General features: G+C 61.0%; 18 protein-coding genes. 9 read left to right on the top strand and 9 right to left on the bottom strand.

From position 1 onward, the window contains the following. Nucleotides 1–37: 37 nt before the first annotated feature. Together FFH90_RS12550 and sohB are read right to left on the bottom strand one after the other, a co-directional pair. Nucleotides 38–3,868, bottom strand: a complete 3,831-nt coding sequence (locus tag FFH90_RS12550; protein WP_138867268.1) for a dermonecrotic toxin domain-containing protein — start codon at nt 3,866–3,868, stop codon at nt 38–40. Between the two features lie 189 nt (nt 3,869–4,057). Further along, nucleotides 4,058–5,080 carry a protease SohB gene (gene sohB / locus FFH90_RS12545; protein ID WP_018927637.1) on the bottom strand — a complete coding sequence of 341 codons (1,023 nt, stop codon included), beginning with the start codon at nt 5,078–5,080 and terminating at the stop codon, nt 4,058–4,060. Between the two features lie 330 nt (nt 5,081–5,410). Between sohB and FFH90_RS12540 the strand changes: the two genes are divergently transcribed. The 7 genes from FFH90_RS12540 (at nt 5,411) to FFH90_RS12510 (ending at nt 13,936) form a co-directional block, all read left to right on the top strand. Then, complete coding sequence (locus FFH90_RS12540; RefSeq protein ID WP_138867267.1) at nt 5,411–6,121, top strand: histidine phosphatase family protein; 711 nt, start codon at nt 5,411–5,413, stop codon at nt 6,119–6,121. A 64-nt stretch (nt 6,122–6,185) separates the two neighbouring features. Next, nucleotides 6,186–6,500 carry an SCP2 sterol-binding domain-containing protein gene (locus tag FFH90_RS12535; protein ID WP_007941766.1) on the top strand — a complete coding sequence of 105 codons (315 nt, stop codon included), beginning with the start codon at nt 6,186–6,188 and terminating at the stop codon, nt 6,498–6,500. Nucleotides 6,501–6,805: 305 nt separating this feature from the next. Then, a complete protein-coding gene (locus FFH90_RS12530; RefSeq protein ID WP_064621239.1) occupies nt 6,806–8,653 on the top strand; it encodes an amidohydrolase in 1,848 nt (615 codons plus the stop codon). A gap of 198 nt (nt 8,654–8,851) precedes the next feature. Beyond that, nucleotides 8,852–10,570 (top strand): hydrogenase maturation protein, encoded by a 1,719-nt coding sequence (locus FFH90_RS12525; RefSeq protein WP_138867266.1) that lies wholly within the window; start codon nt 8,852–8,854, stop codon nt 10,568–10,570. A gap of 157 nt (nt 10,571–10,727) precedes the next feature. Then, on the top strand, nt 10,728–11,591 hold the full coding sequence (locus FFH90_RS12520) for a LysR family transcriptional regulator (RefSeq protein ID WP_007941771.1): 864 nt from the start codon (nt 10,728–10,730) through the stop codon (nt 11,589–11,591). 114 nt (nt 11,592–11,705) lie between these two features. Next, nucleotides 11,706–12,851: an SRPBCC family protein gene (locus FFH90_RS12515; protein ID WP_138867265.1), complete on the top strand. Its 1,146-nt coding sequence runs from the start codon at nt 11,706–11,708 to the stop codon at nt 12,849–12,851. Beyond that, nucleotides 12,848–13,936, top strand: a complete 1,089-nt coding sequence (locus FFH90_RS12510; protein WP_018927631.1) for an SMP-30/gluconolactonase/LRE family protein — start codon at nt 12,848–12,850, stop codon at nt 13,934–13,936. The genes FFH90_RS12515 and FFH90_RS12510 overlap by 4 nt, the downstream gene beginning before the upstream one ends. A 136-nt stretch (nt 13,937–14,072) precedes the next feature. Here the strand turns inward: FFH90_RS12510 and FFH90_RS12505 are convergent, their stop codons facing one another. From FFH90_RS12505 to FFH90_RS12475, 7 genes are all read right to left on the bottom strand, one after another. After that, the gene (locus FFH90_RS12505; RefSeq protein ID WP_138867264.1) at nt 14,073–14,315 is read right to left on the bottom strand and encodes a DUF465 domain-containing protein; all 243 of its coding nucleotides are present in this window, start codon (nt 14,313–14,315) and stop codon (nt 14,073–14,075) included. A gap of 175 nt (nt 14,316–14,490) precedes the next feature. Continuing rightward, nucleotides 14,491–16,602 (bottom strand): PAS domain-containing sensor histidine kinase, encoded by a 2,112-nt coding sequence (locus FFH90_RS12500; protein WP_138867263.1) that lies wholly within the window; start codon nt 16,600–16,602, stop codon nt 14,491–14,493. Nucleotides 16,603–16,782: 180 nt separating this feature from the next. Next, nucleotides 16,783–19,881 (bottom strand): error-prone DNA polymerase, encoded by a 3,099-nt coding sequence (locus FFH90_RS12495; RefSeq protein WP_218573883.1) that lies wholly within the window; start codon nt 19,879–19,881, stop codon nt 16,783–16,785. Continuing rightward, nucleotides 19,857–21,272, bottom strand: a complete 1,416-nt coding sequence (locus FFH90_RS12490) for a DNA polymerase Y family protein (protein ID WP_018927626.1) — start codon at nt 21,270–21,272, stop codon at nt 19,857–19,859. The genes FFH90_RS12495 and FFH90_RS12490 overlap by 25 nt, the downstream gene beginning before the upstream one ends. A gap of 7 nt (nt 21,273–21,279) precedes the next feature. Then, on the bottom strand, nt 21,280–21,897 hold the full coding sequence (gene imuA / locus FFH90_RS12485; protein WP_019578465.1) for a translesion DNA synthesis-associated protein ImuA: 618 nt from the start codon (nt 21,895–21,897) through the stop codon (nt 21,280–21,282). After that, on the bottom strand, nt 21,897–22,514 hold the full coding sequence (gene lexA / locus FFH90_RS12480; protein ID WP_138867261.1) for a transcriptional repressor LexA: 618 nt from the start codon (nt 22,512–22,514) through the stop codon (nt 21,897–21,899). Before lexA ends, imuA begins: the two co-directional genes overlap by 1 nt. 38 nt (nt 22,515–22,552) lie before the next feature. Continuing rightward, nucleotides 22,553–23,470 carry a LysR family transcriptional regulator gene (locus FFH90_RS12475; protein ID WP_138867260.1) on the bottom strand — a complete coding sequence of 306 codons (918 nt, stop codon included), beginning with the start codon at nt 23,468–23,470 and terminating at the stop codon, nt 22,553–22,555. 103 nt (nt 23,471–23,573) lie between these two features. On the opposite strand from FFH90_RS12475, the gene FFH90_RS12470 reads away from it, so the two are divergent. Together FFH90_RS12470 and FFH90_RS12465 are read left to right on the top strand one after the other, a co-directional pair. Next, nucleotides 23,574–25,316: an amidohydrolase gene (locus FFH90_RS12470; RefSeq protein WP_138867259.1), complete on the top strand. Its 1,743-nt coding sequence runs from the start codon at nt 23,574–23,576 to the stop codon at nt 25,314–25,316. Between the two features lie 104 nt (nt 25,317–25,420). Then, entirely contained in the window at nt 25,421–26,158 is a 738-nt protein-coding gene (locus tag FFH90_RS12465; protein WP_138867258.1) for a TorF family putative porin, read from the top strand. The last annotated feature ends 29 nt before the right edge of the window (nt 26,159–26,187 follow it).

The raw sequence follows: 26,187 nt of genomic DNA, 5'->3' as shown, positions 1-26,187 counted from the left end.
ACACCTTGAACCCCTTGCGGGGTTCAAGGTTTTTCCCTTACTGCGTGCCTATCGGAAACGGTCGCCCCATGGCCTCCCAGTTCCGATAAAACCGGGCACGGTCCTCAAGTGCCGTGAACAGCGCAAACGGGTTTTCAGGATCGACCTCGGCCGATTCAATATCCTGGACCAGTCTTTCCCAAAGCGCTTGCGAAGCATCGGCTTCACCGAGCAGTCGCCACACCCTCGCCTGAAGCGGCAGATAATCGACCCGGAAGTCCGCCGTCAGGCTCAGTCCATCCATTACCCTCAAGAACCGGGCGCCAAGGGGCCTGGCTGCCAGCCTCTGCCAGATCAATCGTCGCGTCGCTTGCAACTCCCCATCGCCCTCGCGCAACCACTCGATGACATTCCCGTAATTAACCCCGGGATCACTTAACCACAGGTTGATACCCGTTCGCCGCCGATGATCGACAATGCGCAACAAGGTGTCCTCATCCGTCAATGGATTGCCCTGCAGCAGCACACGGTCCCTCGAGATAGCCTGGTTCAGTACTGCTGGCGGCACTCGGGTTATCTGGTTATTACGCAGGTCCAATGACGTCAGATAGGGCTGCTCCATGATTCCGACTGGGCAACCAGTGATCCCGGTGTTGCTCAGGTTCAGCCAGCGCAAGTCGTTCATTCCGAGCACCAAAGGCGGGACGCCCAGCGGGTTGTTGCTCAGGTCCAGCGTCTGCAAGTGTGTCAACCCGGTCAATTGAGAGGCGGCGCGCTCATTGAACGTCAGATTCGTCGACCTCAGATTCAGCGAAGAGAGACGCGCCATCTGGTTGATCGAAGGAGGCAGTGCACACTCCGCAAGGCCGCCATGGTTGAAGTGACTCAGGTCGACATTTTCCAGGTTCAGCACTTCAAGATTTGGAAAACACTCGAGAAATCCGTTCAGACTTTCTTCTTCAGTCAGGTGAAAGCCGCGCATCGATAACTCGAGAATATTATTGAACCGGACATTCAACGTGGGTAACCGGTGATAATTCTCGAAGTCGAGATCCAGCCTGACGCCGCGTATCTGATCAGCAGGCAATAACGGATCCTGCAGCGCCCTGCGTCGTTGCCAGATGGAGACCAGCTCCTCGGCCAACTCATTTCGAATCGCTCGCTCCTGTTGCATTTCGGTCTGCACCAACTGAACGTTATAGGCCTCGATTTGTGCAGCGCTCAATCCCGCTGCTTCGGGATCATTCGGGGCCAGGAAATCGATAGCCATGTCATGAATGTCATCCGCCACCTGATCTACCCAGGCGGTCAGGTCGATGTCGAGTTGCTGCAGCTGTTGCTTCAACCACTCAATGTGCGCCTGCGCGTTTACACCTTCGCGTTGAAGAACCGCATCTGCCTGGGCATCGGTGAAGTCTGGATAGACCTCTTTGAGTTGCAGCCTCATCATCTGGTGCGTCAGCGCCTCGGCCTGGGGCGTTCCCGGAAAACCGCCGCCGCTGAGCCCGTGGGCATCGAACGGCAACCCACCGTCCATTCTTCGCAGCCCGAGTATCACCTGTGATCGGGGCAACGCCTGGTCGCTGATGGCGAGTCGTAGTTCGTCGACTGAACCAGGCGACGTCAGGAGCAGCGCTGAACGGTCGTCGTCCGTCAACACACCGAGAAGCGCCGTATAAAAGTCTGTTGGCGAGGCCTGATGCAGATAGTGCTGTCCGACTCTGACCAAGCGCCGGACCTCCGTGGCATCCTGCGCGCCGATGCGGTCCAGCACTCGCCCCGCGACGGATTGATCAAGGACATCGATCCGCAGGTTCCGCGGCCAGCCCGGCAGGTTTTGCAGCGAGTGCAAGGCCAGGATGTCCGAGTCCGGGCTCGCCACCGAATGCAGATAAAGACCTTCATAAGCGCGATTGAGCCGCACATGCTGCTGGTACTGCCGCGCCTTGCTGTCCAGACGCGTGAACACTTGCCTGACCTCGGTCACATCGGGGGCTTGCTGGATATCCACGCCATAGCGGTCGAGCATTTGTTCGATGGCACCTTTGGGCAGCGCCGGGTATTGCTGCTGAAACAGCCGCACCCATTCATGTTCCGACTGTTGAAGTGCGGCGTAACGCCTGTTGAATTGCTCAGGCGTGCCGGCCGCCCCCAGATCCTGATCGATCTTGAAGCGACTGATCGTATCCGTCAGTAAAGGCGTAGGTGGACGCCCCGTTTGCATCAGTCGCAGCATGTCATCGTCAATCACACTGACCTTGCCGATCTGTGCCAGGACTTCATCGCTGAAAGACGCCACAGTCGGGCCGATTCCGCGGATCAGCTCCACGCGGGAGGACAGCACGGAAACCGGTGGCTCGGGCGTCGGGGCAACGGTGATTTGCGAAGACGGACGTACTGACTCGACGGCCGCTTCATCCTTCAGCACCGCCTGTGCGCCGATCGGCAGCGCATTAAGCAAACCGAACACGGTGCGCGACACGCCCTCCGACCGTTCACGTGGTGTTTCACCGTTTACTGCCTGATCAAGACCGTAACCGGCGTCAATAAGCCCGGCCAGCGCCAATATGCCTTCGCCTCCCGGGACGAACAACGCCAATGGCCCGAACCGGTTGATCCATTGCACCACCGGTTCGACCACCGCACTTAAATTGTCACGATTGACCTGTGCATCGGTACGAATGCTTTCGATACTGGCGTGGGCGGCCTGCTTCATCGTCAGCACCAGTTGCGCAAACGGATCGGTCGCCGATGGCGGATTGTCGTAGCCAATGTAATCGGCGGGGTCCCAATAGCCGTCGTTATTGAAAAAACCGGCATTGTTGGTCAGCCGATGCATCGCGGGGTACTGCGCCATGCCGTCCAATGCCGTCAGCACCCCCGCATGAAACGTACCGTCCTCTCGATCATCTTCGGCAAAATGGGCGGCCAATGCCTGTTTTGTCTCGCTGAGCTTGCCCTGCGCGACGACCCATTGGTGCAGTTGAGTGGCATCGGTGAATTCGTGCAGCGGAGAAGAGTTGCCAGGGATGTACAGCAGCACTCGGGTACTGGCAGTGTCACGGAACGCCCAGATATCTGTTGCGGTGTAACGGTATAGCTTCAAACGGCCGGCCCTGACGGACAAAGGGGGGCGCGTCGCCGCTTGCAGTTGTTCGATGGTCAGCGTTTCCCATGCCTGACCGGGCGGCAAGCCAGCCGCCTCCATCGCGAGCTCAAGTCCTTTTTGCGACAGGCAGCGCTCCTTGAACTGCAACCAGGCCGTCATCACAAACGCTGCCTTGACCGATGTCCTCAAGGCGTACGGGCCGGACGCAGCGAGCACCTCGTCAGCGGGCCAGACCTTTTCAAGATAGGTCTCGTACACGTGCTTGAAGTCCAGCTCCCAGACCCATTTCTTGAAATCGGCCGGCCTCAGCTTCAGTTGTGAGGCGGGACCGTAAGTCTGCGGCGTCGTTTGCCGATAGATGCCTTCATAGGTGTCGTGATTGCCGCTGCCGTAATCAGCGAACTCATCGACATGCTCGACAATCCGCACCCTCGGGCCGACGTCCGGCGGTGTGTACAGACCAAAGGCGGTTTCAGCAAAACGGCCGTCCCCAACCGTCTGGTAATTTGAAAGCAGCGCTTGCAACAGCGACCGCGAGTTCGCCACCTGGCCCTGCTGGAAACCGTTCTCTTCAGGGTGGCCCTTGTAGTGGTAATCGAGGGTGACCATCAAGGTCGTCTGCGGGTCGATGTCCTGCCCCCATTTTTCCTTGATCAGGTGTGCGCCCAACTGGCCGGGGGTTTGGGGGAGAGCGATGTCCAGTGCAGCTTTCAGTTCGTCGCGCATTCGCAACGATGGGGGTGGATGAGGTGCGGCAACGTGGTGAAGGAGCTCATTCATGGTGCAATCCATTGCAGTCAATTCAGGCCAGTCACCCTACCCCACCTGACTCCACACGAAAGCGCGACCGATCGACAAAGGCATTAGGAAAATTCGTTATTTCTTGAGGGTGAGTGGACACTTTCTGAAGGTCAAAAAAAAACCGTGGGCAATCCACGGTTTTTTTACTGACGGTGATGCCTGGTACGGTTACCAGAAGCGTTGCTGGGTCAACCGGCTCCACCAGCTCAGCAATACGCGATCGATCGAACCGCTGGCCGCCATGCCGATGCGCTCCTGCAGGGTTTTACGTTCGGCGTAATGCAAATGATAGAGCTCGGACTGTTTAGCGCGCTCAGCGAGGTATTCGTCGCTGGTCTTGAGCTCGTCCACCAGTTGCTTGTCGAGTGCCGAAACACCGAGCCAGATTTCACCGGTGGCCACTTCGTCGATAGCCAGTTGCGGGCGATAGCGGGAAACGAAGTTCTTGAACAGCTGATGGGTGATGTCCAGCTCTTCCTGGAATTTCTCCCGGCCCTTCTCGGTGTTTTCGCCAAACACTGTCAGGGTGCGCTTGTACTCACCAGCCGTGAGCACTTCGAAGTCGATGTCATGCTTTTTCAGCAGGCGATTGACGTTGGGCAACTGCGCCACCACGCCGATCGAGCCTAGAATCGCGAACGGTGCGCTGATAATTTTCTCGCCGATGCACGCCATCATGTAGCCGCCGCTGGCCGCGACCTTGTCGATGCACACGGTCAACGGCACGCCGGCTTCGCGAATGCGCGCCAGTTGCGAAGATGCCAGGCCATAGCTGTGAACCATGCCGCCGCCGCTTTCCAGGCGCAGCACCACTTCATCCTTTGGCGTGGCGAGGGTCAGCAGCGCGGTGATTTCGTGGCGCAGGCTTTCAGTGGCCGACGCCTTGATGTCACCGTCGAAATCCAGCACGAACACCCGCGGCTTGGCCTCGGGCTTCTTCTTTTGCTTTTTCTCGGTTTTAGCCTGGGATTTGCGCAAAGCCTTGAGCTGGTCCTTGTCGAGCAAGGTCTGCTCCAGCCGCTCGCGCAGTCCTTTGTAGAAATCATTGAGTTTGCTGACTTGCAGTTGGCCGGTCGACTTGCGCCGACCTTTGCTGCGCAACGCCGCAAAACTGGCCAGGACCACCAGAATGGCGATCACCAGTGTCACGGTTTTAGCCAGGAAACTGGCGTACTCGGACAAAAACTCCACAGAGACTCCTTCAACACGATGCGCGGCATGAACACGCGCGGGATACCTTCAGCATACCCATGAGCCGGCCCGGCGACCAGTCGTGAAACCTCGAGTGTCCTGTCTCACAAATACTGTTCCCTTTTTACGGCGTCCGTTGCCGTCATGCTGCGTTGCCGCTCCTCGCCTGACGACAACAGCCACTCGTCAAAAGAGAAACGTATTTGTGAGACAGGACACTAGCAACAGGCCTGTAACGGGCATTTCAAACAAGCGTATGTTTTTTCATTGACAGCTCACCGTCATCCTCATAACCTCGCCAAACCTTCAACGTACCGGGATGACGCGGACGTGGGCAGCATCTATTTGATTCGACATGGCCAGGCCTCCTTTGGTGCAGACGACTATGACGTTCTGTCGCCGACCGGTATTCGCCAGGCAGAAGTCCTTGGCCGGCACCTGGCCGAACTCGGTGTCAGCTTCGATCGCTGTCTGTCGGGTGACCTGCGCCGTCAGCAACATACGGCCACCAGCGCTCTGGAACAGTACGCTGCCGTGGGCTTGCCGGTGCCGCCCCTGGAAATCGATTCGGCCTTCAACGAGTTCGACGCCGACGCGGTGATCCGCGCCCTGCTGCCCGCCATGCTGGAAGACGAACCCGAGGCGCTGGAGATCCTGCGCAACGCCGCGCAAAACCGTGCCGAGTTCCAGCGTATCTTCGCCCTGATCATCGAGCGCTGGCTCGCCGGTACCTATGACACACCGGGCCTGGAAAGCTGGCTGGGCTTCGTCGATCGTGTGCAGGCTGGCCTGCAGCGGCTGCTCGAAAATGCCGACAACACCCAGAAAATCGCCGTGTTCACCTCCGGCGGCACCATCACTGCCCTGCTCCACCTTATTACGCAAATGCCTGCCCGGCAGGCCTTTGAGCTGAACTGGCAAATCGTCAACACCTCGCTCAACCTGCTCAAGTTTCGTGGTCGCGAGGTGGCCCTGGCTTCCTTCAACAGTCATACGCACCTGCAACTGCTGAAGGCCCCGGAACTCATCACGTTTCGCTGATTCCGGACTATTGTGACCCTGGCTGTATCCACCCAGCTCTTATTACCCAAGAAAGGATCGAACCATGACCTCCGTAGCTGATGCCGTACAAGCAATGAAAGCCAAGTTCAACCCAGCCGCTGCTGCCGGTCTGGACCTGGTATTCGGTTTCCGCATCGACGACACCAAGAACTTCTCGTTGATCGTCAAAGACGGCACCTGCGAGCTGCAAGAAGGCGAAAACCCGGACGCCCAGGTGACTCTGGTGATGGACGGCGAAACCCTGGAAGGCATCGTCGACGGTTCGACCGACGGCATGCAAGCGTTCATGGGCGGCAAGCTGCGCGCTGAAGGCGACATGATGCTGGCCATGAAACTGTCCGAGCTGTTCCCAGGCTAAGACGACGGCTCCCGCTCTCGGGAGCCTCTCTGGCTGCATGCGAATCCCGCCCCTCGTGGCGGGATTCGTCGTTTTTCACCCTCGGAAAACGGCTATCTGTGGATATGCCGTCTATATTCCTTCTGGCCGCATGCGTCAGACATCGGCTGTTTGCCCTCGCTTCTTTTATGAAGAACTGTGTGGAGAGCACTGCCATGAGCCCACCTGACGAGCACAATGACTTCAGTCGCCGCCGTGTACTGCAAGGTCTTTCGGCAGGCGCCATCGGTGCCTGGATCAGTCCGCTAACCGCAGGGAGTAAAACCATGCCCGACACCCCCGCCGACCTGATTCTGTACAACGGACGCCTGCACACCGTCGACCGCAAGAAACCCCAGGCCAGCGCCGTCGCGATCAAGGACGGGCACTTTGTGGTGGTCGGCAGCGATGCCCAGGCCATGGCCCTGCAAGGCCCCGGCACGCAAATCGTTGACCTGCATGGGCGCACGGTGATTCCCGGCCTCAACGACTCCCACTTGCACCTGATTCGTGGCGGCCTCAATTACAACCTCGAACTGCGCTGGGAAGGCGTGCCGTCCCTGGCTGATGCGTTGCGCATGCTCAAGGATCAGGCCGACCGCACCCCTACCCCGCAATGGGTGCGGGTGGTCGGTGGCTGGAATGAATTCCAGTTTGCCGAAAAACGCATGCCGACCCTTGAAGATCTGAACAAAGCCGCGCCGGACACTCCGGTATTCGTCCTGCACCTCTACGACCGCGCCCTGCTCAACCGTGCCGCACTGAAAGTGGTCGGCTACACCCGTGACACGCCGAACCCGCCGGGCGGCGAGATCCAGCGCGATGCCAATGGCGACCCCACCGGCATGCTGATCGCCCGCCCGAATGCGATGATCCTCTACTCAACCCTGGCCAAAGGGCCGAAGCTGCCGCTGGAGTATCAGGTCAACTCGACCCGCCAGTTCATGCGCGAACTCAATCGACTGGGCATCACCAGCGCCATCGATGCCGGCGGCGGTTATCAGAATTACCCGGACGACTATCAAGTCATCCAGCAACTGGCCAAAGATCAACAGCTCACGGTGCGCATTGCCTACAACCTGTTCACCCAGAAACCCAAGGAAGAACTGACCGATTTCAAGAACTGGACCAGCACTTCCCATTACGGCCAGGGCGATGACTTCCTGCGGCACAACGGCGCCGGCGAGATGCTGGTGTTCTCGGCAGCGGATTTCGAAGACTTCCTCGAACCACGCCCGGACCTGCCGCAAACTATGGAGCAGGAACTGGAACCGGTGGTGCGCCATCTGGTGGAGCAGCGCTGGCCCTTCCGTTTGCACGCCACCTACAACGAATCCATCAGCCGCATGCTCGACGTGTTCGAGAAGGTCAACCGGGATATTCCATTCAACGGTTTGCCGTGGTTCTTCGATCACGCCGAAACCATCACCCCCCGTAACATCGAACGGGTCAAGGCCCTGGGCGGTGGTATCGCCATCCAGGACCGCATGGCGTTCCAGGGTGAATACTTCGTCGACCGTTACGGCGCCAAGGCGGCCGAAGCCACGCCACCGATCGCACGCATGCTCGCCGAGGGCGTTCCAGTGGGCGCCGGCACCGATGCCACGCGCGTCTCCAGCTACAACCCCTGGACCTCGCTGTACTGGCTGGTCAGCGGCCGCACCGTCGGCGGATTAGCCCTGTACCCACAAGGCTTGAGCCGCGATACGGCGCTGGAACTGTTCACCCACGGCAGCGCCTGGTTCTCCTCCGAACAGGGCAAGAAAGGTCAGATCAAAGTCGGGCAACTGGCGGACCTGATTGCGCTGTCGGCAGATTACTTTCACATCGAAGACGAAGCCATAAAGTGGATCGAGTCGGTGCTGACCATTGTCGACGGCAAGATCGTCCACGGTAGCGTCGAGTTCGAAAAACTGGGGCCACCGCCAATCCCGGTGGTGCCTGAGTGGTCGCCCGTGGTGAATGTGCCGGGGCACTGGAAACCCCTGGCGCCAATGACCGCGCAAGTGCACCAGTGTGTGGGCGCTTGCGCGGTGCATGCCCATAGCCATGAACGAGCGCGATTGTCGTCGGCGCCGGTCAGTGACTTCCAAGGGTTCTGGGGGGCGTTTGGCTGTTCGTGTTTTGCGTTTTAAAAAGCGAAAAAATCGTCCGAAGGCTCGGGCCGCGTTCGGACGATCTTTTAATTTTAAGCCTCTGCAACACCCCCTCACACAAGCTTGATCTCGATCAGTTGTTCTCTCCCCCACACTCTCTACTATCGCTCTTCCATCGAAGGCCAAGGACGGCTCATCGGGAGCCTGCGGCCGATCACTCTCAAGGAAGAGTCAATCATGCGGTCATTGAAAATCATTCTGCTGGCATCGGCGTTCAACGGCCTGACCCAGCGGGCCTGGCTGGACTTGCGTCAGGCCGGCCACTCGCCCAGCGTGGTGCTGTTCACCGATGAAGAGGCAGTGTGCGAGCAGATCGAGCATTCCGGCGCCGATCTGGTGATCTGCCCGTTCCTCAAGGATCGGGTGCCACAACAACTGTGGAGCAATCTCCAGCGTCCTGTGGTGATCATTCATCCGGGTATCGTCGGCGACCGTGGCGCCAGTGCGCTGGACTGGGCGATCACCCGTGAACTCAGCCGTTGGGGCGTGACCGCGTTGCAAGCGGTGGAGGAAATGGACGCCGGGCCGGTCTGGGCCACTTGTGAATTCAACCTGCCCCAGGGTCTGCGCAAATCCGAGTTGTACAACGGGCGCGTCAGCGACGCGGCAATCACCTGTATCCGCGAAGTCGTGGAAAAGTTTATCGACGGTTTCGAGCCAGTGCCTTTGGACTACAGCCAACGCCATGTGATTGGCCGCTTGCAGCCGAACATGAAGCAAGCTGACCGGATCTTCAGCTGGCACGACAGCGCACACTTCATCAAACGCAGCATCGACGCCGCCGACGGTCAGCCCGGCGTATTGGCCAGCCTGGCCGGCGGTCAGTATTACCTGTATGACGCTCATCTGGACTCGCGCAGCGGCACGCCGGGAGAGATTCTCGCGGTGCACGACGATGCGGTGCTGGTCGCGACCGGTGATCACAGCCTGTGGATCGGTTCGCTGCGACGCAAACCCCGGCCCGGCGAAGAAACCTTCAAGCGTCCGGCCCGACATGTACTCGCCGAACAGCTTGCGCACGTCCCGACCCTTGATTGGTCGATCGCCTCTCAGCCGTTTAACAACGAAAGCTATCAACCGATCCGCTATCGCGAGTCGGGGCATGTCGGCGAGTTGACCTTCGAGTTTTACAACGGCGCCATGAGCACCGAACAGTGCCAACGACTGGTGGAGGCCCTGCGCTGGGCCAAGTCCCGGGACACCCAAGTGCTGCTGATCAAGGGTGGACGCGGCAGTTTCTCCAACGGCGTGCACCTCAACGCGATCCAGGCCGCAGCGGTTCCGGGGCTGGAAGCCTGGGCCAATATTCAGGCGATCGACGACGTCTGCCAGGAACTGCTCAGCGCCCGGCAACTGGTGGTCAGCGGCCTGACCGGCAATGCCGGGGCCGGTGGCGTGATGCTGGCGCTGGCTGCCGATATTGTTTTCGCCCGCTCCGACATCGTGCTCAACCCCCATTACAAAACCATGGGCCTGTACGGCTCCGAATACTGGACCTACAGCCTGCCCCGCGCCGTCGGCCCGGCGATGGCGGAAAAACTCACCGAAGACTGTCTGCCGATCAGCGCCGTCCAGGCCTTGCAGCTAGGCATGGTCCAGGAAATCGGTCCGCGCTGCCCGGATGAGTTTGGCCTGTGGCTGTTGCAGCGCGCCAATGGAGCGTTGAGTGATCCGGCATATCTGGCGGTGCGTGAGCGTAAAAACCGGTTCGATACTCAATTGATGCAGCACTGCCGCAATGCCGAGCTGGAAGAAATGCACCAGGACATGGTGCAAAACCGTAAACAGTTCGCCGAGAAGTGCCGTAATTTTGTGCTTAAGCGCAAGGCGTGTGGCACGCCGCAGCGGTTGGTGGCCGATTGGGCGGTGGTGAGGGCGGTTGAGTTGGCGGACTGATTGTTTGGCACGGGTGATCAGGCCGGACAGTGAACTCTGTGGCGAGGGAGCTTGGGGCCGCTTCGCGCCCCAGCGGGAGCAAGCTCCCTCGCCACAGACGGTATCGGAAGACCATGGCTGCTCTTACAATGCCCGCACCTCCCTCATCGGCCTGCCCATGGACATCGACCTCGCACGCACCTTTCTGGAAATTGTCCGCCACGGCAGCCTGGCCGCGGCGGCTGAAAAGCTGCACGTCACCCAGACCGCGATCACTGCCCGGGTGCAGAAGCTCGAAAGTCAGCTGGGCAGCACGCTGTTCGTGCGCAATCGCGCCGGTGCGCGCCTGACGCCGAACGGCGAGGCCTTTGTGGTTTACGCCAATCAACTGGTGCAGACCTGGGAAGCCGCACGCCGGGACTTGCCGCTGCCCGAGGGCTACCGCGACGTGCTGCACATCGGTGGCGAGGTCAGCCTGTGCAACCCGTTGATGCTCAGTTGGGCCGGGGAACTGCGCGAGAAGATTCCCAGCCACGCCCTGCGCATGGAAATCCGCGATGGCGAAAACCTGCTGCGCCAACTGGAGTTGGGGGTGTTGGATGCGGCGCTGGTCTATCAGCCCGAATACTGGCCACGCCTGCAAGTCGAGCAGGTGCTGGAAGAAAAACTGATCCTGGTACGCCTGGCCGGAAAGCCCGATCCTTACGTGTATATCGACTGGGGTCCGGATTTCCGTCGCCAGCACGATGCGGCGCTGCCGGAAAAAGCCAAGGCAGCCCTGAGCTTCAACCTCGGCCCGCTGGCCTTGCAATACATCCTGGAAAACGGCGGCAGCGGCTATTTCCGCACCCGCGTGGTCCAGAGTTACCTGGAAAACGGCTTGCTGGAACAAGTGCCCAAAGCTCCGGAGTTCAGCTACCCGACCTATCTGGTTTACTCCCGGGACCGCGACTCGGCGACCCTGCAACGGGCGTTCGACTTGCTGCGTGAAGTGATCAAGACGGACGACGACTGGTCCCAGCGCTGGAACCCGCTGACCTGACACCATACGGGCGTCTTGCACCGGAGCATGGCGCTTGTGTCCTCAAGGTTCGGCCTGCCTGTGCGGAGGGATCGGCTAATCTGCTGGTTATAACAATAACCACAGGTGAACCCAGTGAGGCAGACCACCGAAGCGTTCCGCGCGCGCTACCGTGCCGATATTCATCCGCTCTACAACCCTTGGTTGCACGGCGCTTTTGTGTTGCTGTTCGGGTTGCTGGTCATCGGTGGGTTCTGGAGCACGGTGCATCAGGTGCAACCGCTGGAATGGCTGGCGGTGCCGCTGACCCTGTTGTTTTTCAACTTCGGCGTGTACGTCGTGCATCGGCATCTGGGGCACCACAAAAAGAGCCTGGCGCGGATGTTCTACGCCCGTCACGCCGGTGACCATCACAGCTTTTTCACCCCCGGCCACATGACCTACGACAGCGCCCGGGACTGGCGGGTGATTCTGTTTCCAGCCTGGCTGATCGTGTTGCACACCCTCGTCATCACGGCGCCTGGCTGGTGGCTGCTGGCTCAGTTCAATAGCAACGTCGCGGGGCTGTTTGGCGGCTGCATGGTGCTCGGTTACCTGACCTACGAGGTGTTCCATGCCTGCGAACATCTACCGCCCGGCAACCCAGTGACGCGTTTGCCGTGGATCCGCCAGATGCGCCGTCTGCATGAGCTGCATCACCGTCGTGAGCTGATGCAGGAACGCAATTTCAATATCGTGTTGCCCCTGATGGACTACCTGTTCGGCACCCTCTACTGGGAACCGGAGCAAGCGCCCCCGCACCTGACGAGCACGTCCATGACCCGTATGCAGCATGTGATCGACATCGCTGGAAACCCAGTGGCTGTGCTCGCCTACGCCAGCACAGCGACCCATTGGCCGCAGTGGCATCCGTCCTCCCTCAAGGTCGACGGCCAGAGCGGCCCGCTGTATGCCGGGGAGCGATTCGAGGAAGACATTCGGGCCGGCGGGCGTGAGGGGCATTTGAGCTGGGAAGTCGACGAATACCTGCCCGGACGCCGCTGGAGGGCTCGGGCCCGGGGCGATCATGGTCTGTCGTTGGTGGTGACTTACGAGTGTGAGGTTGAGGGCGATGACACGCGGTTTGTCCGCACTCTGGAATACAGCTTCAGCGGCCTGGCAATGCGCATTGCCAATCGTCTGGTGCTCAAGCGGCGCATCGAGCGCGAATCGGCGGAGTCGATGCTGGCGTTACGCGAGATGGCGCAAAAACATCTGGCCCTGGCAGGAGTCAGCGCATGAAAAGACCCCTCAAGTTTCGGCATTGGTTGCTGCTGCTGATCATCGTGATCAGTGCCTTGCTGTTTCTATTGCCGACCAAGGTTCAACCGGTAGCCTGGACACCGCCAACGGCGCCCTCCCTCGTCGAGGGCATCTACGCCGACAACCAGCGACTCAAAGGCGTGAAGCGGGTCGGTGCTGCTGACATCGACGGCCCTGAGGCGTTGCTGCTGGAGAAAGACGCCCTTATCACCGGCCTGCATGACGGCCGATTGATTCGCACCAGCCTCGACGGCAAAACCACCCAGGTGCTGGCTGATACCGGTGGCCGGCCGCTGGGCCTGGCGCGGCACCCCAATGGTTTGTTGGTGATCGCCGACGGGGTCAAAGGCTTGCTGTCGCTCGACGCTCAGGGCCGGTTGATTCCATTGACCACCACGGCCAACAACCTGCCCTTCGGTTTTACCAATGACGTGGCCATCGACAAGCCCGGGCATTACGCTTATTTCAGCGACTCCTCCAGCCGTTGGGGCTACGGCAAGGACGGCGAGGCGATCATCGAGCACGGTGGCGACGGCCGTTTGCTGCGCTATAACTTCCAGACCGGCAATACGGCGGTCCTGCTGGACAAACTGGAGTTCGCCAACGGCGTGACACTGGGGCCTGACGACGCGTTTGTGCTGGTCAATGAAACTGGCGCCTATCGCATCAGCCGCTATTGGCTGACCGGGCCGAAAGCCGGCACTCACGACCTGTTCATCGACAATTTGCCGGGGCTGCCGGACAACCTGGCATTCAATGGTCGCGACCGTTTCTGGGTGGCGCTGTATGCACCGCGCAATGCACTGCTCGACACCACGGCGCCCTACCCTCTGGTACGCAAAATGATCGTGCGAGCGATGACTATTCTGCCCAAGCCCCTGGAGAAACGTGCCTTCGTCCTGGGACTGGACCTCGACGGCAAAGTGATTGCCAATCTGCAGGACGCCAGCAGCGGCAACTACTCACCCATCACCACCGTGCGCGAATATGGGGACTGGTTGTATCTGGGGTCGCTGAAAGCCCGGCACATGGCGCGGTTGCCGTTGAGTGCAGCATTGAAATAGAGGGTGTAGCCAAAAGATCGCCCGAAGGTTCGGACCGCGTTCGGACGATCTTTTGATTTTGAATCAACGCAGATCTCGTATTGATCCCCGTTCCAATTGTTCAGTCACCGGTCGTCGGTGATTCTGCACAGCGTCCTCAGGACGGCGTCTTAAGTCGCTCAGCGATCTTGTCCTTGACCTGCACACGCTTCTCCTTGAGCTTCTTCAGTACCTCATCGCTAGGCGCATCCGATTGTGCGGACTCGGCCTTCACCACCTCTGCGTCCGCCTGGGTGTACTTGTTGAGCAGTGAATCCAGTAACTTATCCTTGGTGCGTTTTTGCTGGAGCTCTTCCTTCGTACAGCGCAAGTCCTGATAAAGGTCATGGGTCACCGGCATGGAACACCTCCGTTTGTTAATCGGTGGCAAACGTGATCGATGGCGTTCGCCAATTATCAGAATGGCCTTGCTTACCCGGTTCTGTCGACCGTCTATCAGACCAGCGGCGTCCGTTCGTCGTCCTGTCGCAAACGTGATACCCCCTTGCCCGAGCGCCTGGAAAGCCCCCCTTGAATCAACCACCGAGTACCGTACGAACCATTCGTGTCAGCGCCTCGGGACCATAAGGTTTGCTCAGCAGATAAGTGTCAGAGCTGAGTTGGTGATCGCGCGAAATGATGTCGCGGGTGTGTCCGGAGGTAAACAACACCGCCACCGGAGGGTTTTGCACCTTGGCCCAGGCGGCCAGGTCCGAGCTTTTGATCAAGCCGGGCATGACCACGTCGGTAAAGATCAGGTCCACTGTCGCGCCGTCGAGCAACATCTGCATCGCCAGGTCACCGTTGGCCGCGGTCAGGACCTGATAGCCCTCTTCGCACAACAAGTCCACGGCCGAACTGCGCACCGCTTCGTTGTCCTCGACCACCAGAATGGTTTCATGCCCGCCCCGGTGCTGCGGAGCATGGCGCATTGTTTCGTCAGGCAACGGGCGCAAGCTGCGAGGGAAATACAGCTGCACCCGAGTGCCCCGCCCGACGACGCTGGAAATCTCGATATGCCCGCCGCTCTGTTTGACGAACCCGAACACCATACTCAAACCCAGGCCGGTGCCTTGACCATCAGCCTTGGTGGTGAAAAACGGCTCGAAGGCCTGTGCAAGCACTTGCGGCGGCATGCCGACGCCCGAGTCAGCCACCGTCAGGCAGACATAATCGCCAGCGACGATGCCCTTGCCGGCGCAAAACTTGCGGTCGAGGACGATGTTCTCTGCGCTAAGGGCAATGGTCCCCTCGCCGTTCATGGCATCTCGGGCGTTGATCGCAAGGTTGAGAATGGCGTTTTCCAGTTGATTGCAGTCCACGTAGAAGTGCCATGGATCGTCAGGTGCGGACACCTTGATCTGGATCGTCTCTCCCAGCGCGCGCTGCAATAATTCCCCGAGGTCTTCGAAGATCTGCCGTGGGTCGCATACGGCCGGTGACAACGGCTGACGTCGGGCAAAGGCGAGTAATTGCGAAGACAATTTGGCCCCGCGCTCGACTGCGGCAATTGAGGCGCCGACCCGGCGCTGCACGTTGGCGTTATCCGGCTCATGACGCGCCAGCAAGTGCAGGTTGCCGGCGATCACCTGCAACAGGTTGTTGAAGTCATGGGCCACCCCGCCGGTGAGACCACCAATGGCTTCGAGCTTCTGTGATTGACGCAGTTGCTCTTCGGCCGCCAGCCGCGCCTCGACTTCTTCAGCGACTCGTTGCTCCAGGTTGCGGGTGAACTTGAGCAAGGACTCTTCGGCAATCTTGCGTTCGTGGATGTCGATCAACACCCCTGGAAAGCGCAACGCTTCACCTTGCTCATTGAACTCGCAACACCCGCTGGCGAGCACCCACAGGTAACTGCCATCGGGACGCAGGACCCGATATTCGGCGTTATAGGGCACGCCGGTTTCCACCGACTGATTCATCCGCTCCCGGGCCCAGCTGCGATCATCGGGATGGATCTGCATTTGGGCGATGGCCGGTGGCAGGTTGGCCAGGTCCTGGCCTGGCGGATAGGAAAACGTGCGGGCGAATCGCTCGTCGCCCGATAGCACATCAGCCTTGATGTCCCAGACAAACGAGCCGAGCAAAGCCCCGGCATTGAGGGCCAGGCGAACCCTTTCATTATCGGCACGATAGGCGTTTTCGGCTTCTTGGCGTCGGCGTTCGGAAATCACATGGTCAGTGGTTTCGACCACCATTGCCATGACCCCGGCGGGACACCCTTCATCATTGGAGACAGGGCTGTAGTAAAGGTCCATCCAGACGTCTTCGGGAACGCCGTCGCGCAGCAATACCAGGGCTTTGTTGTGATAGGACAAGGTGCCGCCCGCAAGGCAGGTGTCCACCACTTGCCGATTGAATTCGGCGACCTCCGGCCAGCCCAACTCCACCGGGGAGCCCAGCAGGTAAGGATGGCGGCCACCGGCAAATCTTGAGTAGGCGTCGTTATAGATCATGTAACCGGGGCGGCCCCACAGCATCACCATCGGCAGCGGTGAAGCGAGCAGTAACTGCACCGCGCTGCACAGACTTCCGGGCCAGGTGTCGATGCGTCCGAGTTCGGTCAGGCTCCAGTCGAACGCGCGAATGCGTTCGGCCATTTCGCCGCTCCAGCCGGTACAACCGTGGCTATTGTCTAGAAACTGCATCGACTGGCCTATGTCTTGTGAATGACATGTTTTCAGGCAGTGCAACAGCATGAGGAGACGGTGCCTGCCCGTTTGTTTCGAGCACTGCCGACGCCAATGGTTTCATTGAGGTATAGCTGATTCTCGACCGGCCCCTGCGACAAGCTGCTCCTGCACAGGTGACATATCCACCACCAAGGCTCAGTGGAAATCCCGACTGCGCACATGGATACCGTCGAGCAATGAACTCAGGTCGCTCAAGCGTCCGGCAATCAGGTGCCGCACCTCGCCCACCTGTTCCCAGCGCCCGTCGACCTTGAGCAATTGCGAGCCGACCAATACCTGCCGTTGCCGTTCGGCCAGGTCGCGCCAGACCACCACGTTGACGTTGCCGAATTCGTCTTCAAGCGTCACGAAGGTCACACCGCTGGCGGTTCCCGGACGCTGCCGACCGGTGACCAGCCCGGCGACGCTGACCGGACGCCCATGCTCGACCATCAGCAGTTCCCTGGAGCTGCGACAGCGTCGGGCCTTGAGCTCCCCCCGCAGCAACGCCAGCGGATGCGGGCCGAGGGTGGTGCCGACACTGGCGTAATCGGCTTGCAGGTCCTCGCCCACGGTGGGTTTAGGCAGCTCCACCGCCGGCTCTTCCTGACTCGGCAGACCGGCAAACAAACCGAGCTGCTTCTGCACCCCCGCCACCTCCCAGCGCGCCCGATGCCGGTCACCGGCCAGCCCGCGCAGCGCACCGGCATCGGCCAGTTGCTCCTGGGCGCGAGCATCGAGTCGTGCCCGCTCGCCGAGGTCGGCGATGTCGGCAAACGCCCCTTTCGACCTTGCTATCTCGATGCGCCGGGCATCGTCTTCGCGAAAGCCCTTGATCATCCGCAGCCCCATGCGTATCGCCGGCTGCGCACCGGTGATCGGTTCCAGGCTGCAATCCCAGTCACTGGCCCGCACGTCCACCGGGCGAATCTGCAAATGATGGCGGCGGGCGTCCTGGAGAATCTGGTCCGGGCTGTAGAACCCCATCGGCCAGCTGTTGATCAGCGCACAGGCGAAAGCCGCCGGCTCGTGGCATTTCAACCAGCAACTGGCGTAGGTCAGCAAGGCGAAACTGGCGGCGTGGGATTCGGGAAAACCGTAATCGCCGAAGCCTTTGATCTGCTCGAAGATCTGCGCGGCGAACTCCGCCGTGTAGCCGTTTTTCTTCATTCCGTCCGCCAGGCGTTCCTTGTGCGGTTCCAGTCCGCCGTGGCGTTTCCAGGCCGCCATGGAGCGGCGTAACTGATCAGCCTCGCCGGGGCTGTAGTCGGCGGCGACAATCGCGATCTGCATCACCTGCTCCTGAAACAGCGGCACGCCCAGCGTACGTTTCAGCACCGCTTCAAGTTCTTTCGACGGGTATTTCACCTCTTCTTCGCCCTTACGCCGCCGCAGGTAGGGATGCACCATCCCGCCCTGAATCGGCCCCGGACGAACGATCGCCACCTCGATCACCAGATCGTAGAAGTTCTTGGGCTTGAGCCTGGGCAGCATCGACATCTGCGCCCGGGACTCGATCTGGAACACCCCGATGGTGTCCGCATGGCCAATCATCTCGTAGGTTTGCGGGTCTTCGGCCGGCACCGTCGCCAGGCTCAGGTCGCGGCCCCGGTGCCGACGCAGCAGATCGAAACAACGGCGAATCGCGCTGAGCATGCCCAGCGCCAGAATATCGACCTTGAGCAGCCCGACCGCATCCAGATCGTCCTTATCCCACTGGATGATGGTGCGCTCGGCCATGGCGGCGTTTTCCACCGGCACCAGGCTGTCCAGAGGCTGCTCGGAAATCACGAAACCGCCGGGGTGCTGGGACAGGTGCCGGGGAAAACCGATCAGTTGCTGGGTCAGGCTCAGCACTCGACGCAACACCGGGCTATCGGGGTCGAAACCACCTTCACGCAGGCGCTCGACGGGCGGCGCCTGATTACTCCAGTGGCCGCAACAGTCGGCCAGGGCGTTGACCTGATCCGGCGGCAAACCCAACGCCTTGGCCACGTCGCGGATTGCGCCGGCACCGTGGTAAGTGCTGACCACCGCCGTCAGCGCCGCACGGGCCCGGCCATAACGCTGAAACACATACTGCAGGACTTCTTCGCGCCGCTCGTGCTCGAAATCCACGTCGATGTCCGGCGGTTCGTTGCGTTCCCTGGAGAGAAAACGCTCGAACAGCAGCGTGCTGCGTTCCGGGTCGATCTCCGTGATCCCCAGCACGAAGCACACCGCCGAGTTGGCGGCAGAACCGCGGCCCTGGCAAAGGATGTGTTGCTGGCGGGCGAAATTCACAATGTCGTGAACCGTGAGGAAATAACTCTCGTACCCCAGCTCGGCAATCAGCTCCAGTTCCTTGTCGATCTGCGCCAACACCTCGGCCTTGGGGCTTTTTTCCCAGCGCCAGCGAATCCCCTTTTCTGCCAGCACCCGCAGCCAGGACGTGGCCGTGTGCCCCTCGGGCACCAGTTCCCGGGGATATTGATAACGCAACTGACCGAGGTCGAAAGTACAGCGCCGGGCGATGTTCAGCGTCTCGTCGAGCAGCGCTTGCGGGTAGAGATCGCGCAAGTCGTCGAGGCTGCGCAAATGCCGTTCGCCATTGGGGTGCAGACGCAACCCGGCCTCGGCCACGGGAACGTGATGGCGGATTGCGGTCATGGTGTCCTGCAAGGCGCGCCGGCCGCGGGCGTGCATATGCACATCGCCGCTGGCCACCGCCGGGATCCGCAGTTCCCGCGCCAGGGTCAGCAGTGCTGCCAGTCGCCGGGTGTCGTCCTGCCCGCGATGTAACTGAACGCTCAGCCACAGGCGCTCGGCGAAGCTCTGCTTCAGCCAATGGCCCTGCGCAAAATCATCGACGGCGTCCGGCGCCCACAACGCCAACAGCCCCGGCAACGGCTCGCTGAAATCCTCCCGCAGCACCTGATACTGGCCTTTCTGCGTGCGGCGTCTGGCGCGGGTAATCAGTCGGCACAGGGCTTGATAACCTTCGAGGCTTTCCACCAGCAGCACCAGTTTCGGGCCATTTTCGATACGTATTTCGCTGCCGATGATCAGCGGCAGCTCCACGGTCTTGGCCGCCTGCCAGGCACGGACGATACCCGCCAGCGTGCATTCGTCGGTGATTGCCAGCGCTTGATAGCCCTGCTTTTTCGCCCGTTGAAAAAGCTCAAGCGCACTGGAGGCACCGCGCTGGAAACTGAAGTTCGACAGGCAGTGCAGCTCGGCATAGTCGACGCTCATGCGAACCAGCCTTGCAGCCACAACGGACCGTCTTCGCCCACCGCCCGATAGGCCCAGCCCTGCTGACCGGAACGGGTTTCGATCAGGTAGTAATCGCGGCGCACGTCGTCGCCGTCCCACCAGCCGGACTCGATGCGCTCCGGCCCCATGAGGATGCGCGTCGAGCTTTCGTGTACCGCCTGCGGTTCAGTCAGCAACCAGCCTGGACGTTGCACGGCAGGCAGCCCCTCGCAGGCCTGGCTGTCGACAGTGGTCTGCCACGCGCATTCCGGCCGGTGATCGGCCTGGAAGCGCAAGCCCTGCACCGCGTCATCCCCCAGCCGTGCGCGCAAGCGTTCACGCAGTTGCTCCCAGGGCAAGGACTGCTGCGGACGGTCGTCGAACAGCTCCTGACGCTGGGGCACGAAGGCCGGCAGATCTTCGGCGCGCAGACGAAAACCGCGCACCGGGGCTTCGACCTGAACCTGTTCCAGCCGCCCTCGGGCCAGTTCGAACAGCATCGCCGGATCGCGCTCGGCGCTGAGCAGGCCGACCTTGATCACGGTGTCCGGCAAGCCGGCGTGTTCCAGGTGCAAGTCGAAACGTTGCACGCCGCTGTCCCGGCCGCAGAGGAACGCCGACAGATCGCCGGTCAATCGTCTTAAAGGAAACAACAATGCCTGATGGGATTGCACATCGAAATTGAGTTCGATGCGCACATCGAAACGGTCCGGCGGCAGGTAAAACGCCAGTGCCAGCCGCCGCTCACCGAACAGGCTGTCCAGATGCTTGAGCACCTGGGCCTCGAAACGCCGGGCCAGACTATGCCGGGGCAGCGCCTGCACCTGACTCAAGGTGCGCAGCCCCATGCGCGATAACGCCGTAGCAACGCTGGGCTCCAGGGCAATGCGATCGACGGGCAGTTGCCCGAGGTGATGCTGCAAGGCTTGATTGTCCGGCACCACCAGACCGTCATAAACGTTGGCCAGCACCCGCGCCGCCACCGGATTTGGCGCGGCGACAATCCGATGGCGAAACCCCAGCTCAGCGAGCTCGGCGCGCAGCCGCGCCTCGAACTGCGGCCAGGGCCCGAACAAGCCCAGGCTGGATTCGATTTCAAACACCACGGCACGCGGGTAATGCACGCTGACCTGGGAGCTGAACCGATAGGCCCAGGCGGCCAGGAACTGCTGCCAATGTTCGATTTCGGCGGCATCGTATTCGGCGGTGACGAACCCTTTGCTCAGGGCCTGTGCGGCCGTCATCGACTGACCGGGTCGCAAACCCAGCGCCCGTGCCGCACCGTTGACTGCCTGCAGCACCCGCCGCTGGGCCGGGCCGGTCAGCAGCGCCAACGGCTCATCGGGGTCGGGGCGCTGACGCAGTACCGCGTCCAGCGCCAATTGCGGGAAGACAATGCACACCCAGCGCATGGCAACCTCAATGCCCCACGGCAAAGGCAATCGGCGCCGAACGGGCCAGCCCGCCCCGGCACTTGAGCACCCGCAACTGAGCAGGCTTGGCGTCGATGGCGATGCGCAGGGCCGCTGGCGACGGGTTGATGGCTTCACTGAGCGAGCGATAGGCGAACGCCAGGGTCTGCCCGGTTTCGGCCGCCACCTGCAAACGTCGCAACGCCCGGTCATCGGCCTTGTGCGGCCAGCACAACACCGCCCCGCAACTGCCCGAACGCAGGCATTGTTCCGCCGCCCACAGCGCATCGCGCTCGCTGGCCTGGATGATCGACAACTGGCGCAGATCGACCCCGGCGTTCTGCCAGGCCTGGGGATACGGCACGTAGGGCGGCGCCACCAGCACGATGCGCTCGCCCGCCGCCGACAGCCGTGCCAGCGTCGGCCACACCAGTTGCAACTCACCCACGCCCTGCCCGGCCAGGAGGATTTCGCTCAGCGCCGCTTCCGGCCAGCCACCGCTCGGCAACGCCGCATCCAGCGCCGCATGCCCCGTGGGTTGCGGGCTGACGGCCGGTGGCGCAGGTCGGCCCTTCCAGACCTGGCCGCCATTGAACAGCGTATCCAGCGCAACGACGGCGCCCATCACCCTTGCCTCACCAGACCACAGAACACGCCTTCGATGGCCAGCTCCTGATCGGCTCGAACAATGATCGGCTGGTAAGCCGGATTGCGCGGCAACAGGCGAACGGTATCGCCGACCCGCTCGAAACGCTTGATGGTGACTTCGCCGTCGAGCCGCGCCACCACGATCTGGCCGTTGACCGCCTCGGGATTGCGCCGCACGCCCACCAGATCGCCATCGAGAATGCCGTCCTCGATCATCGAATCACCCTGGACCCGCAGCAGGTAATCCGGCACCCGCGAGAAGATCGACGGATCGAGCAGCAAGCGGCTGTGGACCTCGGCATCGGCACCGATCGGTGCGCCGGCCGCCACTCGACCGAGTACCGGAACGTCCAGCAGCTCGGGCCGCAGCGGCTGGTTCAACAGGCGGATGCCGCGCGCCTGATGCGGATTGACCTCGATGAAACCGGCTTCGGTCAGCGCCAGCACGTGCTTGCGCGCCACGCTACGGGAGGCGAAGCCAAAGGCCTCGCTGATCTCAGCGAGGCTCGGGGGCTGACCGTGTTCGGCGATGCGATCGCGGATGAAGGTCAGGATGGCGGTACGGCGGGGAGTTAAAGTCGTCATGGAGTACATTTGTACTCTTTCGGCTTTTTCCTGGCAAGGACCGCCAGTCAGCTCAGCCCGCGAGAGGCCAGAAACCCGGCGATGTAATCGATAAAAGCCACGACTTTGGCGGTCGCTCGCCGATGGCTCGGGTACACCGCCAGAATGTGCGGGCCAAAGCTGTCGGGATCGATGTCGTAGTCCGCCATCACCCGCACCAGTCGACCGTCGGCCAGATACGGCGCAGCGCTCCATAGCGGCGTGTGCAACAACCCGCGTCCGGCCAGCGCATTGGCCAGCAGCAAGTCGTAATTGTCGCTGCGCAGCCGTGGCGCCTGGGGTTGCGACAGGCTCAAGCGCTGCCCATCGCGCTCGGCCCACCAGAATTCGCGGCTGAGCAAGGGATGGCGATACAGCAACCATTCGTGCTCATCGAGGGTTTGCGCGGTGACCGGCAACGCCTTGCGCGCCAGATAGGCCGGGCTGCCACACAACGCCAGACGATTGCTGCCAACGACGCGGGCGATCAGCCCCGGCAGGTCGTCATGGCCTTCGCGCAGGGCCAGGTCGTAGCCGCTTTCCAGCAGATTGACGAACTCATCGCACAGGTCCACTTGCAGATTGATCTGCGGATACTGCTCCAGAAAACCGCCACACACCTGATCGAGAAAGGCATGCCCATAGGCCAGTGGCGCGGTGATTTTCAGATTGCCGCGCAGGCCATGCTGCAACTGCTCGATTTCCTCACCGGCCTCGTCCAGCCGCTGCAACACCTGACGCGCGGTTTCCAGGTAGAGCCGCCCCACTTCCGTCAGCAGAATCCGCCGGGTGCTGCGCTCGAATAGCCGGGCACCGAGCTCGGCCTCCAGGTGATTGACCGCTTTGGTCAGGGCCGACGGGGTCTTGCCCAGTTGCTCGGCGGCGCGGCTGAAACTGCCCAGTTGCGCCGTGACCACGAACATTTTCAACGCACCCAACTTGTCCATTCTTTTTCCATTCCGGCAAAAACGTTTTTCGTGAGTGAGGCGTTCTGTTGAGCATAAGCAGCCACTAATCTGGCCATCAGACGCAATAACAAGGAAACATTCAATGAAAAGATTCCTCCCGAATCTATTGATGGCCGCTGTGGCTTTTGCCTCGATGGAAGCCATGGCAGCGACCGATCTGGTGCTGCTCAACGGCAAGATATTCACCGCCGACCGCAACCAGCCCAAGGTGCAGGCCCTGGCGGTGCAGGACGGCAAAGTGCTGCAAGTTGGCAGCGATGCACAGATAAAAGCCTTGATTGAATCGCAAACGAAAGTGATCGACCTCGGCGGCAAGACGTTGATGCCCGGCCTGATCGACAGCCATTCCCACGCGATTTTCGGCGGCCTGGAAATGGCCTCGGCCAATATGGAAGATGAGGTGGTCGACCTCAATGAGCTGGAAAAACGCCTGCGCGGATGGCGTGATGACGGCAAGGCGAAACACGGCGATGTGCTAAGCGTGGCCGGCATGAGTTCGGCGTATTGGGCCCAGGCCGAGGCCCTCGGCAAAAAATTCAACAGCGGCGAATGGGCCAAGGTGCCTGTGGTGTTCACCGGCAGCGACCACCACACCGCCTGGGCCAACAACGTCATGCTCGAACGCGCGGGCATCGACGCCGCCCTGCTGCAAAACCTGCCGGCCGCCGAACTCGACACCATTGGCAAGCTTGTCGACGGTAGCCCCAACGGTTTTCTGGTGGACGCCGGTTGGGATCGGGTTGCGTTAAAAATGCCCGCGCCCAGTGCCGCCGACATGCTGCGCGCCGCGCAAACCGCCGTGCGCTACAACAACAGCCTGGGCATTACGGCCTGGATGGACCCCGCTGCCAACGCCGCCCCCGGCGAGCCGGTGTTTGCCCTTAAACCCACAGAGAAAACCGTCGGCGTACTGCCGGTGTACAAAGCGCTGTCGCAAAGTGGTGGCATGACCGCCCACGTCGCGGCCCTGCTGGTGGCCAATCCGAAAAGCGTACCGGCCGATCTCGACACGCTGGACAAGGTCCGCCAGCAATTCCAGGGCATCCCCAACCTGACCCTGCCCGGTATCAAGATTTTTGCCGACGGCGTGATCGAATACCCGGCCCAGAGCGCGGCGATGATCGATCCTTACACCAACTCGCAAAAACAGGGCGAGTTGCTGATCGATCCGAAGCACTTCGGCGAACTGGTCAGTGCCATCGATCAACGCGGCTGGCGGGTGCACATCCACGCCATCGGCGACCGCGCGGTACGAGAATCCCTGAACGGCATCGCCCAGGCGCGCAAGGATCGCCAGAGCGGCGTGACTCACTCGATCACCCACTTGCAAATGGTCAACCCGAAAGAGTTTGCGCGGTTCAAACCGCTCAACGTCATCGCCTCCATGCAGTTGCTCTGGGCCTCCGCCGACGATTACACCCTGGACATGATCAAGCCTTACGTCAGCGCCCTCGCCTTCCGCTATCAGTACCCGGCGCACTCGCTGCTCAAACAGGGCGCGACGATCGCCGGAGCCAGCGACTGGCCGGTGTCTTCACCCAATCCATGGAACGCCATCGCCCAGGCGATCACCCGAAACGGCCCGTTGGGTGTGTTGAACGCCGACGAACGCATCGACCGGGAAACGATGTTCTACACCTACACCCTCAACGCCGCCCGCACTATCGGTCTAGAGAAGCAAATCGGCTCGTTGAGCCCCGGCAAGCAAGCCGATTTCATCGTGCTGGACCGCGACGTGTTCAGCGTCGATGAGAAAGCCCTGCACGACACCCAAGTGCTGCAAACCTGGTTCGCCGGTCGCGAAGTCTACGCCCCGACACTCTGAGAAAAATCGCCTGTACACGCAGCCCAACTCCGCGTTCATCGCTGGGGTCTGGAGCAGCGTTGTCTCAAATCTGCCCATAACAATCACAACAAAGGCACTGCACCATGAAAGCGTTCACCCTGTTCGCCCTCGCATCCTTCAGCCTGTTGCCCCTGGGCAGCCAGGCCCTGCCCTTGAATGACGACTTCACCGTGCTGGTCGACCTGACCCTGGCCAGCGACTATCGCACTCGCGGCATCTCGCAAACCCAGAACGACCCCGCCGTGCAAGCCGGTGTGACCCTGGCCCACAGCAGCGGCCTGTACCTGGGCGCCTGGAGTTCGAACGTCGATTTCGGCGGTGGCCTGAAAACCCGCCAGGAAGTCGACTACTACGGTGGTTGGCTGTGGCAGGCGACCGACGCCATCAGCCTGGATGTCGGCTATCTCAAATACGCGTATCCAAAAGAGAGCCAGTTCAATCAGAGCGAGGTCTACGGGATTCTCGACGTCTATGGCGTGAAACTCGCGGCCTATTACTCTGCCGATGCACCGGGCATCGACAGCAAACAGAGCACGTTGTACCGCTACGTTGGCTACGAAACCGAGTTGCCCTATGGGCTGGGGCTGAAACTGCGCTACGGCGAAATGGACTTCAAAGACCCGCGCCTGTATTCGGCCTCGGGGCATGGCGAGGAGGCTTACCACGAGTGGGAGGCGAAGCTGACCCGCGAAGTGGCCGGGGTGCTGCTAGGGTTGAGTTACATCGATACCGATTTGTCGAAAAGCCAATGCATCAGTAACTGGGGGTTCGACGATGTGTGCAGCGCGACCCTGGTGGCGAGTGTCAGCAAATCCTTTTGATGGTTTTTTGTAGGAGCGAGGCTTGCCCG

The organism is Pseudomonas sp. ATCC 43928 (assembly GCF_005938665.2).
Lineage (GTDB): Bacteria > Pseudomonadota > Gammaproteobacteria > Pseudomonadales > Pseudomonadaceae > Aquipseudomonas.
This window is presented reverse-complemented; position numbering and strand designations above follow the sequence as displayed.

Coding starts and splice junctions, on each gene's coding strand:
- FFH90_RS12490 (WP_018927626.1), bottom strand. CDS start 21,272: ATGCGCTGGGTGTGCATTGTCTTCCCGCAATTGGCGCTGGACGCGGTA.
- FFH90_RS12525 (WP_138867266.1), top strand. CDS start 8,852: ATGCGGTCATTGAAAATCATTCTGCTGGCATCGGCGTTCAACGGCCTG.
- FFH90_RS12520 (WP_007941771.1), top strand. CDS start 10,728: ATGGACATCGACCTCGCACGCACCTTTCTGGAAATTGTCCGCCACGGC.
- FFH90_RS12550 (WP_138867268.1), bottom strand. CDS start 3,868: ATGAATGAGCTCCTTCACCACGTTGCCGCACCTCATCCACCCCCATCG.
- FFH90_RS12470 (WP_138867259.1), top strand. CDS start 23,574: ATGAAAAGATTCCTCCCGAATCTATTGATGGCCGCTGTGGCTTTTGCC.
- FFH90_RS12465 (WP_138867258.1), top strand. CDS start 25,421: ATGAAAGCGTTCACCCTGTTCGCCCTCGCATCCTTCAGCCTGTTGCCC.
- FFH90_RS12530 (WP_064621239.1), top strand. CDS start 6,806: ATGCCCGACACCCCCGCCGACCTGATTCTGTACAACGGACGCCTGCAC.
- FFH90_RS12505 (WP_138867264.1), bottom strand. CDS start 14,315: ATGCCGGTGACCCATGACCTTTATCAGGACTTGCGCTGTACGAAGGAA.
- FFH90_RS12500 (WP_138867263.1), bottom strand. CDS start 16,602: ATGCAGTTTCTAGACAATAGCCACGGTTGTACCGGCTGGAGCGGCGAA.
- FFH90_RS12475 (WP_138867260.1), bottom strand. CDS start 23,470: ATGGACAAGTTGGGTGCGTTGAAAATGTTCGTGGTCACGGCGCAACTG.
- imuA (WP_019578465.1), bottom strand. CDS start 21,897: ATGGGCGCCGTCGTTGCGCTGGATACGCTGTTCAATGGCGGCCAGGTC.
- lexA (WP_138867261.1), bottom strand. CDS start 22,514: ATGTACTCCATGACGACTTTAACTCCCCGCCGTACCGCCATCCTGACC.
- FFH90_RS12510 (WP_018927631.1), top strand. CDS start 12,848: ATGAAAAGACCCCTCAAGTTTCGGCATTGGTTGCTGCTGCTGATCATC.
- FFH90_RS12535 (WP_007941766.1), top strand. CDS start 6,186: ATGACCTCCGTAGCTGATGCCGTACAAGCAATGAAAGCCAAGTTCAAC.